This window comes from Bradyrhizobium sp. MI1.7 (genome assembly GCF_055811795.1).
Genome location: NZ_JBVVPO010000002.1, coordinates 75,881 through 85,346 on the forward strand (window position 1 = coordinate 75,881; position 9,466 = coordinate 85,346).

At 65.2% G+C, this 9,466-nt stretch carries 12 protein-coding genes; 7 read left to right on the top strand and 5 right to left on the bottom strand.

Annotation, left to right across the window (positions count from 1 at the left end):
* Positions 1 to 99 precede the first annotated feature (99 nt).
* Together AC0L3X_RS03100 and AC0L3X_RS03105 are read left to right on the top strand one after the other, a co-directional pair.
* A complete protein-coding gene (locus AC0L3X_RS03100; protein WP_063983586.1) occupies positions 100 to 2,022 on the top strand; it encodes an FAD-binding monooxygenase in 1,923 nt (640 codons plus the stop codon).
* 239 nt (positions 2,023 to 2,261) lie between these two features.
* On the top strand, positions 2,262 to 2,489 hold the full coding sequence (locus AC0L3X_RS03105) for a hypothetical protein (protein WP_224580733.1): 228 nt from the start codon (positions 2,262 to 2,264) through the stop codon (positions 2,487 to 2,489).
* 15 nt (positions 2,490 to 2,504) lie between these two features.
* Here the strand turns inward: AC0L3X_RS03105 and AC0L3X_RS03110 are convergent, their stop codons facing one another.
* Positions 2,505 to 2,783, bottom strand: coding sequence for a DUF3551 domain-containing protein (locus AC0L3X_RS03110; protein WP_187387720.1), 279 nt, complete (start codon positions 2,781 to 2,783; stop codon positions 2,505 to 2,507).
* Positions 2,784 to 2,894: 111 nt separating this feature from the next.
* On the opposite strand from AC0L3X_RS03110, the gene AC0L3X_RS03115 reads away from it, so the two are divergent.
* Both AC0L3X_RS03115 and AC0L3X_RS03120 read left to right on the top strand, forming a co-directional pair.
* Entirely contained in the window at positions 2,895 to 3,101 is a 207-nt protein-coding gene (locus tag AC0L3X_RS03115) for a hypothetical protein (protein WP_063983585.1), read from the top strand.
* A gap of 130 nt (positions 3,102 to 3,231) precedes the next feature.
* A complete protein-coding gene (locus AC0L3X_RS03120; RefSeq protein WP_231144935.1) occupies positions 3,232 to 3,552 on the top strand; it encodes a hypothetical protein in 321 nt (106 codons plus the stop codon).
* Between the two features lie 12 nt (positions 3,553 to 3,564).
* Here the strand turns inward: AC0L3X_RS03120 and AC0L3X_RS03125 are convergent, their stop codons facing one another.
* From AC0L3X_RS03125 to AC0L3X_RS03135, 3 genes are all read right to left on the bottom strand, one after another.
* The gene (locus tag AC0L3X_RS03125; RefSeq protein WP_063983584.1) at positions 3,565 to 4,134 is read right to left on the bottom strand and encodes a TetR/AcrR family transcriptional regulator; all 570 of its coding nucleotides are present in this window, start codon (positions 4,132 to 4,134) and stop codon (positions 3,565 to 3,567) included.
* Positions 4,134 to 4,478 (bottom strand): DMT family transporter, encoded by a 345-nt coding sequence (locus tag AC0L3X_RS03130; RefSeq protein ID WP_014495640.1) that lies wholly within the window; start codon positions 4,476 to 4,478, stop codon positions 4,134 to 4,136. Before AC0L3X_RS03130 ends, AC0L3X_RS03125 begins: the two co-directional genes overlap by 1 nt.
* Before the next feature lie 222 nt (positions 4,479 to 4,700).
* Entirely contained in the window at positions 4,701 to 5,366 is a 666-nt protein-coding gene (locus AC0L3X_RS03135) for an O-methyltransferase (protein ID WP_063983583.1), read from the bottom strand.
* A 97-nt stretch (positions 5,367 to 5,463) separates the two neighbouring features.
* Here AC0L3X_RS03135 and AC0L3X_RS03140 point away from each other — a divergent pair, with 97 nt between their 5' ends.
* The 3 genes from AC0L3X_RS03140 to pdxY all read left to right on the top strand — a co-directional run bounded on the left by AC0L3X_RS03140 (position 5,464) and on the right by pdxY (position 7,845).
* The gene (locus AC0L3X_RS03140) at positions 5,464 to 6,096 is read left to right on the top strand and encodes a TetR/AcrR family transcriptional regulator (RefSeq protein ID WP_354131241.1); all 633 of its coding nucleotides are present in this window, start codon (positions 5,464 to 5,466) and stop codon (positions 6,094 to 6,096) included.
* Between the two features lie 107 nt (positions 6,097 to 6,203).
* A complete protein-coding gene (locus AC0L3X_RS03145) occupies positions 6,204 to 6,845 on the top strand; it encodes an FMN-binding negative transcriptional regulator (protein WP_063983581.1) in 642 nt (213 codons plus the stop codon).
* Between the two features lie 181 nt (positions 6,846 to 7,026).
* Positions 7,027 to 7,845, top strand: coding sequence for a pyridoxal kinase (gene pdxY / locus AC0L3X_RS03150; RefSeq protein WP_063983580.1), 819 nt, complete (start codon positions 7,027 to 7,029; stop codon positions 7,843 to 7,845).
* Between the two features lie 5 nt (positions 7,846 to 7,850).
* On the opposite strand, the gene AC0L3X_RS03155 is transcribed toward pdxY, so the two are convergent.
* On the bottom strand, positions 7,851 to 9,173 hold the full coding sequence (locus AC0L3X_RS03155) for a hypothetical protein (protein ID WP_063983579.1): 1,323 nt from the start codon (positions 9,171 to 9,173) through the stop codon (positions 7,851 to 7,853).
* Positions 9,174 to 9,466: the final 293 nt, after the last annotated feature.

Consider the following 9,466-nt stretch of genomic DNA (forward strand, 5'->3'; position numbering starts at 1 on the left):
ATTCTCCGTTGCGGCAGGGAAGGCGCGGATCGTTGACAAGTATACTGATAGTCAGCATACTGAGCAATATCGAAGAAGACGTTGACGGGAGAGGTGCTCATGCAATTCCATCTCAATGGATTTCAGCCGGGCGATCCTGAAATCGCCGATCCCGCCGAACGCATTCTGGCTTCGGGCGCAGCCGGGGTCGTGCCTGAAGAGGTCGATGTCCTCATCGTCGGCTGCGGCCCTGCGGGCCTGACGCTCGCGGCCCAGCTTGCGCAGTTCGGCGACATCAAGACCTGCATTGTCGAGCAGAAGCCGGGCCGTTTGCTGGTCGGGCAGGCCGACGGCATCGCCTGCCGCACCATGGAGATGTTCCACGCCTATGGGTTTAGCGCGCGCGTGCTGAAGGAAGCCTATTGGGTTAACGAGACCACGTTCTGGAAGCCGGACGAACGGAAGCCCGAGACGATCGTCCGCAGCGGGCGTGTGCAGGATGTCGAGGACGGGCTGTCTGAATTCCCGCATGTCATCCTCAACCAGGCGCGCATCCATGACGGCTTTCTCGATGTCATGCGCAATTCGCCGGCCAAGCTCGAGCCCTATTACAACCGGCGCCTGCTCGACCTCGAGGTCGATCCGGCGGCAGGTCCCGCCGACCATGCCGTGACGGTGCGGCTCGAGCGAGGCGATGCCGGCAATGAGGGGAAGGTGGAGACGATCAGGGCGCGCTACGTCGTCGGCTGCGACGGCGCGCGCAGCACGGTGCGCAAATCGATCGGCCGCGAACTGCATGGCGATTCCGCCAACCACGCCTGGGGCGTGATGGACGTGCTGGCGGTGACCGATTTTCCCGACATCCGCTTCAAGGCCCTGATCCAGTCGGCGAAGGACGGCAGCCTGCTGATCATTCCGCGCGAAGGCGGCTACATGGTCCGCCTCTATGTCGAGCTCGCAAAGCTCGATGTCGGCGAGCGCGTCGCCAATCGAAACATCACCGCCGATGACGTGATCGCGAAAGCGCGGCGGATCCTGAAGCCGCACACGTTGGATGTGAAGGAGATCGCCTGGTGGTCGGTCTACGAGATCGGCCAGCGCCTGACCGACAAGTTCGACGACGTTCCGGAGGCCGAGATCGCCTCGCGCCTCCCGCGCATCTTCATCGCCGGCGATGCCTGCCATACCCACAGCCCGAAGGCGGGGCAGGGCATGAACGTCTCGATGCAGGACGCTTTCAATCTCGGCTGGAAGCTCGCCGCCGTCCTCCGGGGGCAGTGTGCACCGGGCCTCTTGCATTCCTATTCGGCCGAGCGCCAGGCGGTGGCGAAGGAGCTGATCGATTTCGACCGCGAATGGGCGGGCATTCTCGCCTCCGCCGCCAAGGCCGGTGGTGCCGATGCGGCCAGGACGCAGGACTATTTCGTCAGGCACGGGCGCTATACCGCGGGCACGGCGACGCATTACCGGCCGTCGCCCCTCACTGGCGCGACATCACACCAGCATCTTGCCGAAGGCCTCGTCATCGGCACGCGCTTCCATTCCGCGCCGGTGATCCGGCTTGCGGACGCCAAGCCGGTGCATCTCGGCCATGCCGCGCAGGCCGATGGCCGCTTCCGCGTCTACGCGTTTTCGCCCGCGGAGGATCCCGCCGCCGCGGGATCGGCGATCCGCGCGCTGTGTGATTTTCTCGCAGAGGCCCGTGAATCGCCGGTCCGTCGCCATACGCCCGCTGGAGCCGACATCGACAGCGTGATCGACCTGCGTGCCGTCTTCCAGCAGGATCATCGCGCGCTCGCCGTGGAGGCGATGCCGGCGCTGCTGCTGCCGCGCAAGGGGCGACACGGCTTGATCGACTACGAGAAGATGTTCTGTCCGGACCTCAAGAGCGGCCAGGACGTTTTCACCATGCGCGGTATCGATCGGAGGGCTGGCTGCATCGTCGTGGTGCGCCCCGACCAATATGTCGCGCAGGTTCTTCCGATCGACGCTTTTTCTGCGCTCGCGGCGTACTTCGACGCGTTCATGCTGCAAGCGAGCTGACGCTCAAACAGCCCTGGCGTTGCCAACGAAAGCCCGGTCCTCGCGCCGGGCTTTCCGTTTGGTTCGAGTCAGGTTCCCGGCTTGTCCAATTTAAGAAAGTTCTTCGCGGGCAGATTTCATCGATCGTAATATGTGTACTCAAAGCTGTAAGCATCCACTCGGGGCAGCGGGGCAACGGGAGGATGACGATGAGACAGAGCCAGGCGGAGACGCGCCGCCAAAATGTCGCGAAGCGGTCGATGACCAAGGAGGCCAAACAACTGTCCAGCCTGATCGCCGGGCTGCGCAAATCCCTCGACGGGATTCACAAGGAGCGGACGAGCACGAAGCTCACCGGTGCCGAGATGGGCATGCTCGACGAGCGCCGCAACAACCTGTTGCTGACCATCGCAGCGTTGGACGACCGTCTCTCGGCGGTGCAAGGGCTGATCGATCTCGGCCGTCCCCATATCATTCGCGTCCACTAAGCGGATCGCGATACCTTAACGGTTCCGTCGCGGCGGCGATGGACCCGGGCCCGGTGGCCGGCTCCGCAGGGCATAAGGGTTGGCGTAGCACTGGGCGGACTGCCCGGAAGCAGTCGCGGCGCACTGCGCGATCGACGTGAAGCTGCAATCGATGCTGCTGCCGTCGATGGTGTAGATCTCGATGCAGACGGGATAGCGCGGATCGTAGGTCTGCGCCCGCGCAGGTGCGGTGGCAAGCAGCGCCACGCCAGGCAAGCCCGCGACAAGCAGAATCGCACTTCTGATGCTGCGCACGATCAATCTCCGTCGCTCAGTTGGAACCAGGGCACAATGCTGCCGTCGATGGCACCAAATTGCCACGCTCCCGGCGAATTGCCGCCAAAGCCCGCTGCCACGAGGGAGCGGGTGCAGAGCGACGCAAGGGGATGCGCATTGGCCTATAAAATGGTCGCAGAACGCGACAATGAGAAGTGCAGTTTTGCCCGCGAGAGCCGGTTGCTCATCGTGGCGAAGGCAAAAGTATGGGCGAGCGAGGGATGGAAGGTCGTCATCACCGACCCGGACGGCAAGGCCTACACTCCGCCCGAATTCGATCAGCTATCGGCGGCGTGACCGCGCGACGGGGCCGATTCTTCTTTTGACGCGTTTTCTTTACGCGAACCGGAATCCACTTCGCTCGAAAACGCTCTAGGGGACGACATTGATTTCGCTGTTTCGACCGGGGCGCGACGTGATCGCGCCCATGGTGACTCTCGCAGCCGCGGCGCTGACGGTGACGGTCGCGTCCGCGCAAAATCTCGATGCCGGCAAGCCGGCCGCAAAGCTCTTCGCGGACGGCTGCGCGACCTGCCATCGCAGCCCGCGGGGATTGGCGAAAGGGCGCTTCAGCCTGACGCTCGCCTGGTTCCTGAAGGACCATTACGCAACCAGCCCCGACTCCGCCAAGGCGCTCGCCGCCTATCTGGTGTCCGTCGACGAACCGCCGCCGCGCGCGGCGGCCAAGTCCGGTGCAAAGCCGGCCAAATCCGCGCCGCGTCCGCCCAAGGCAGTGCAGAGCCAATAGCTGTCGTTCCGGTTATCCGCGCCGATAGGTCTGTGCGATCAGGCGGTCGTGCACGGCACGCAAGTCCGCGCCCATGCGCGTCTGTCCCGTCGTGATGTAGGACAGCCAGGCGCCGTCGGCGGCGAGGCGCACAACGTGGAGTTCGGGCGCCGCGTCGGTCGTACGGTGACGCTTCAGGCGCGCCTTCATCCAGTCGTTCCAGAGCCGGCGCAGGGACGGATCGGTGACGACGACCATGCTCAGCGCCGCCCAGGGCGTCGCAAAGCCGAAGGCCTTGCCGGTGAAGACCGCATTGACATAGGCCCGCGTAAAGCTGCCGCGCGGCTTCGGGTCCGTTTCGATAGCGGCGTCGATCTCGGCATCGACGCGGCCGAGGAGATCGGCGAACAGGCCCTCGATCAGCGCCTGCTTGCTGCCGAAATGATGAAACAGCCCGCCCTTGGTGACGCCGGCCGCCGCCGCCACCGCCTGCACCGTGATCCCCGATACGCCGTGATCCATGGCGATCGCCGCGGCATGGTCGAGCAGGGCGCGCCGGACCTGCTCGGGCTGCTTGGCGCGGGTGTAGGCGCTGGCCGGCATCAATGCGCCGTCGTCTGCGAGAACAGGTTGATGACCACGACCCCTGACACGATCAGTCCGATGCCGACGAAGGCCGCGGCGTCCAGCATCTGGCGGAACAGCACGAAGGAGACGGTCGCAGTCAGAATAATGCCGACGCCGCCCCAGATCGCATAGGCGATGCTCAACGGAATGACCCGGATCGCCACCGACAGCGCGTAGAAGGAGGCGACGTAGAACAGCACCATGGCCAGCGTCGGCCATGGCCGCGTGAACTGCGCGGACTGTTGCAGGAAGGCGGACGCGGTCACCTCGAAGACGATGGCGAGGGCAAGCGCCGCGTAGGCATTGAAGGCGGAGGTCATGGCGAGCTCAGATGTGGCGCGCGAAAGATACCGCGCGGTAGGTATGTTTAGCACGCGGAACATGGCTTTTGGCGGGTGAAGGTATCACGTGTGAGTGACGAGCCTGCGACAGGCCGGAGCCTGTTGGCAGCGGTTTGCCGGAGTTTTGGCTGTTTCGCCGAAAAGACGAAGCCGCCGCGCGATAGATCGCACGACGGCTCGGAGTGTCGATTTTATGCGGCGTCAGCTGATCCGCACGGAGAGCTCGACGTCTTCGGCGAAGGGCGTGGACATGTAGCCGCTTGCGGGCCTGCGTACGCGCGCGAGATAGTCGGGGCTGTCGTCGGCATTGTCGGCGACGATGATCGCGCCCGGCTTGAGATGGCCTTCGACCAGATCCAGGATCTCCGGGTAGAGCGCCTTGGCGCCGTCGAGCAGCACGAGGTCGATCGTGTCGGGCAGATCGGCGCTGAGCGTCTTCAGCGCATCGCCCTCGCGGATTTCGACGAGATCGATCAGCCCACCAACCGAAAGATTGTCCCGTGCCCGTGCCGCCTTGGACGGCTCGAACTCGCTGGTGATGAGACGGCCGCCGCCATTGTCGCGCAAGCCTGCGGCAAGGTGCAGGGTCGAGATGCCGAACGAGGTCCCGAACTCGACAATCGCCTTGGCGCGCGAACTGCGCGCCAGCATGTAGAGCAGGTGACCCGTCTCGCGCGAGACCGCGAGCGGTGCGTCCTTCAAGCGTCCGTAGAGGTCGCGGTAATCGGTCTTGCTCCGCATCATCCGCGCCCGGTCTGCGTCGGACAAATCGGCGACGGCGGCGTGCGTTGCGCCCCTGGCTGCTTCGGCCTCGTCAAACAGGCGATCCAGCAGCGGCGCAAGCGTTGTGATGGTCGGGGTGGTCATTTGATGTCTCCGGAGTTCGCGAGGAAGCGCGCGCTTGCCCAGCGGTTGAAATACGACTAATTCGTCGCATTTCCTATTCGCATTGCCCGAGTACGCCATGGCCGACCGTCGAAGCCGTTCAATTTCCTCACGAAAACAGCCGCAACAGGCCCGATCGAGCGGGCTGGTGGCCGCCATTCTGGATGCCGCTGTTCAGGTCCTGGCCAAGGAGGGGGCGCAGCGTTTCACTACGGCACGGGTGGCGGAGCGGGCCGGTGCGAGCGTCGGATCGCTCTACCAATATTTTCCGAACAAGGCGGCGATCCTGTTCCGCCTCCAGAGCGACGAGTGGCGGCGCACGAGCGAGCTCTTGCGCGGGATCCTCGCGGATGCGGCGAAGCCGCCACCGGCGCGGCTGCGCGCGCTGGTCCACGCTTTCATTCGTTCCGAGTGCGAGGAGGCCGCGATCCGCGTCGCGCTCAGTGACGCTGCACCGCTGTATCGCGACGCGCCCGAGGCGCAGGACGCCCGGGCAGCCGGCGAGGGGATCGTCGCCGCGTTCATGCGGGAGGCGCTGCCGAAAGCCTCGGATGCGACGCGTACCCTCGCCGGCGAGCTGATCACGGCGACGCTGAGCGAGGTCGGCAAGAGTTTTTCGGAAGTGACGCGGAGCGAGACGGAGATCGCAGTCTATGCCGATGCCATGGCCGACATGTTCTGCGCCTATCTTGCGACGCTGGCGCGGCGCTGAGGCATTGCTGACATCGGCGTTTGCGGGCCGATTGTTCTTCAGATCTTGCCGGCTCGTGGGTTAACCTTCTCTCGCCGTTCCCTATTCGAGCCATCGAGCGCCGCGCCATGCATGTGCTTCGCCCCCAGTTTCGCATCGAGGAGCAGCGTGCGCTGGAATTTGCCGGGCAACGCGGCTTCGGCATGATCGTCGCGGCGGACGAGCACGGTCCGCGGGCCTCGCACGTGCCGTTCGTGCTGGGCGAGCGCGACGGGCAGGTGGTCGTGCAGATCCATTTCACCGCCAAGAATCCGCTCGTTGCGCTTGCGGACGGCACGCGGCGCTTCCTGCTGATCGTTGCCGGCGACGACGCCTACATCTCCAACGACTGGTACTCTTCGCGCGACAATGTCTCGACCTGGCTTTACGAGGCCGTGCACCTGTCGGGCGTGGCGCATCTGCGCGAACTGGACGAGAACCGCGGGCATGGCGATGCGCTGCTTGCGGTGTCCGAGGCGCGGTTGCCGAAGCAGCCCTGGGACCTCGCGCAAATGGAGCCGGGCAAGCGCGAGAGCATGCTGGCTGCGATCCGGGTCGTCGATCTCGTGGTCGACACCGTCGAGGGGCAGGCCAAGCTCAATCAGCACAAGAGCGATGCGGACCATGTCGCGATCGCTGACCGGCTGGCGCGGTCGGAGGAGACGGGGCACGGGCGGCTGGCGCGGAAGATGCAGGCGCTGCGGCCGGGGCTGGGGTATGAGATGCTCTAAACTTGTAGCCCGGATGGAGTCAACGGGTCGGCGCGAAGCGGCCGCCCGATGACAAGCTCCGCGTAATCCGGGATTCATGCCGCGATCTGAGAACCCCGGATTGCGCTTCGCTCCATCCGGGCTACACCAGCCGTTCCTGCTACGCTTGCGTCGCTCAGCATTTGATCTTACGGACCTCTGCATGCTCGTGATCTCCATTCAAAGCCAGGTGGTTCACGGCCATGTCGGCAACAGCGCGGCGGCCTATGCCATGCAGGCCGAGGGCGTGAACGTCGCGGCGGTGCCGACGACGCTGCTGTCGAACCATCCGCGTTATCCGACGTTGCGTGGGCGGGTGCTGGAGACCGAGCTCGTCGCCGATCTCCTCAAAGGCGTCGAGGAGCGCGACCTCGTCGATGAGGCCGCGGTGCTCGTCACCGGCTATCTCGGCTCGCCTGGCAACGCGGCTGTGATCGCCGACTTCGTCGAGCGGGCGCTGACGCGGAATTCGAAGCTCGTCTATCTCTGCGATCCCGTGATCGGCGATGACGGCCGCGTCTACGTCGCCGATGGCATTCTGGACGTGGTGCAGCACCGGCTGCTGCCGGCCGCCAACCTGACCACGCCGAACCAGTTCGAGCTCGAGCTGCTGTCGGGCGTCACGATCGCGGACACGCAGAGCCTGCGCACGGCCTGCGCGGCGCTGGCGGGGCAACGTCGCATCGATGTCGTCGCTACTGGCTGCACGCTCGCCGACACGGCAGAAGGGCAGGTGGAGACGATCCTGTGCGCCGACGGCCAGCTGTCGCGCTTTGCGACGCCGCGGTTGCCGATCCGCCCCTCAGGCACCGGCGATCTCCTTGCCGGCCTGATTGCGGCGCATCTGGCCAAGGGCAAGGCGATGCAGGCGGCCGTACGGCTCGCGGTCGAAACCATCTTTGCGGTGCTGGTGCGCACGCAAGACGCAGGCACCGCCGAGATGCGCCTCGTACCGCTGCCGATCCCCGGGCGGAAGCCGTAACAGGGTCAGGTCGCGCGCTTGCCGGCCGATTGCGCTGACTTCTGCGGCTTGGCCAAACTCTTCTGCTCGCGTGCGGCGTGTGTCTTTCGCAGCTTTGCGTGGGCCGCGGCCCGCATCACCTTCTTGGACCTCACGTTGGCCGCTTCCTTGCGGTCTCCCGTGCCACGCTTCGAGATGTATTCCTGGCCGTCGACCGGGCCGACATGCGGCGGATCGCGGCCGAGATAGGGCCGGCCGATGCCGAATGCCTTGCCGTTGGCGTCAACCCACTTCCACAGGATTTCGGTCGAGACCCAGCGCTGCGCGCGGTTGTTGCCCTGGGTGCTGACGATGTCGGCCGCCATGCCGTGGCCGTAGCCACCGCGCGTGCTGCCGCCATGATAGGAGCGGTCGGAGGCGGCCTTCAGGCCGCTCGCGATCGACTGGCGGTAGTCGTCGCGGAACGCGCTGGTGATGCCCGGCGACAGGCCGGCGGACTCGGCTGCGAGCAGCATGCGAAACAGCTTTCGCTTGAAGCTCTTGTCCATGCCGCCGATGACGTAGTCCATCATCGGCATGCTGGCGCGCTCGGCCGCTTTCGGATCCTTCCAGCCAAAATCCTGATCAACCAGCTTTGTGAAGCTGCGCATCACCGTGACCATCTTGCCCCTGCGCTTGATGGTGACGGGGCGGCGGTCCTCGACCTTGATCGAATCCTCCTTCGCGGTGCGCTGATAGAGCGTCCACAGATAGCGGTCGATGCAGGCGTCCATGACAAAGCATTCATCGAGCACGGCGACTGTGTCGGCCGGCGGCGAGGGCGTGCTCGCGGCAGGCGCTGGGCCGGTCGCGATCGCCGCGGGCGACAGCTCATCTGTCGTCACGATCTCGGTGGGATCGGCGGAGGCGAGCTTGACCACGGGCTCCGGCGCCGGTGCGGCTTCTGCTGGTGCAGCCTCGCTGAGGACGGGCGCGGGTTCAGGTGAAATCTGTAGCGCCGGCGGCGCTTCCGCCGGCAAGATCAGCGCCGGATCGGCCGAGGCGAGCTTGATGACGGCGGCGGGCATCTCGGCTGTTGCGGCCTCGGGGGCCGGATCCGGATTCGGTGTCGCAGCGACAGCGGCTGCGATATCGGCGGTCAGGGCGATGCCATCCTCGATGGCCGCAGCATGCGGGACGTCGGCGAGCTCGAGCCGGCCAAGATCTTTCGCGTGCGACACGGCGGAAGCATTGGCGCTGCCTTTCTCGATGAGGGCCGGAGCGTAGGCGGACAGGGAGAGCGCCAGCCAGCCGGCGAGAACGGCCGAGGGGCACGAGACCGCCACCAGAAGAGACCGCCGATCATTCATGATCCCTGCCTCCAAACGGTTCTGTTCGAACCAATCTTGCACAGCCAGGCACGTGACGCGTCAATTGTTCGGAGGATGGTGTGGCGGCGCAATGGCGCAAAGAGGCGAAATGGGGCTTTTCGGGCGGGTGTTGCCGAGGTGCAACGCGAGTTCCCTGCGGTTTGAGGGGCGGCAAGTGGCTGAAAAGCGCCAGCCATTCATTGTCATCAAATTGAAGGGGTTGAATTTACTCAATCTTGGATTGCGGCTTGGTATCTCTCCCGTGCCAGCAACGTGCGGTAGAGTTGGAAGGG

Excerpts from the sequence above, each read along its gene's own strand:
- AC0L3X_RS03100 (WP_063983586.1), top strand. The coding sequence starts at position 100 with ATGCAATTCCATCTCAATGGATTTCAGCCGGGCGATCCTGAAATCGCC.
- AC0L3X_RS03105 (WP_224580733.1), top strand. The coding sequence starts at position 2,262 with ATGACCAAGGAGGCCAAACAACTGTCCAGCCTGATCGCCGGGCTGCGC.
- AC0L3X_RS03120 (WP_231144935.1), top strand. The coding sequence starts at position 3,232 with ATGGTGACTCTCGCAGCCGCGGCGCTGACGGTGACGGTCGCGTCCGCG.
- AC0L3X_RS03125 (WP_063983584.1), bottom strand. The coding sequence starts at position 4,134 with ATGCCGGCCAGCGCCTACACCCGCGCCAAGCAGCCCGAGCAGGTCCGG.
- AC0L3X_RS03130 (WP_014495640.1), bottom strand. The coding sequence starts at position 4,478 with ATGACCTCCGCCTTCAATGCCTACGCGGCGCTTGCCCTCGCCATCGTC.
- AC0L3X_RS03135 (WP_063983583.1), bottom strand. The coding sequence starts at position 5,366 with ATGACCACCCCGACCATCACAACGCTTGCGCCGCTGCTGGATCGCCTG.
- AC0L3X_RS03140 (WP_354131241.1), top strand. The coding sequence starts at position 5,464 with ATGGCCGACCGTCGAAGCCGTTCAATTTCCTCACGAAAACAGCCGCAA.
- AC0L3X_RS03145 (WP_063983581.1), top strand. The coding sequence starts at position 6,204 with ATGCATGTGCTTCGCCCCCAGTTTCGCATCGAGGAGCAGCGTGCGCTG.
- pdxY (WP_063983580.1), top strand. The coding sequence starts at position 7,027 with ATGCTCGTGATCTCCATTCAAAGCCAGGTGGTTCACGGCCATGTCGGC.
- AC0L3X_RS03155 (WP_063983579.1), bottom strand. The coding sequence starts at position 9,173 with ATGAATGATCGGCGGTCTCTTCTGGTGGCGGTCTCGTGCCCCTCGGCC.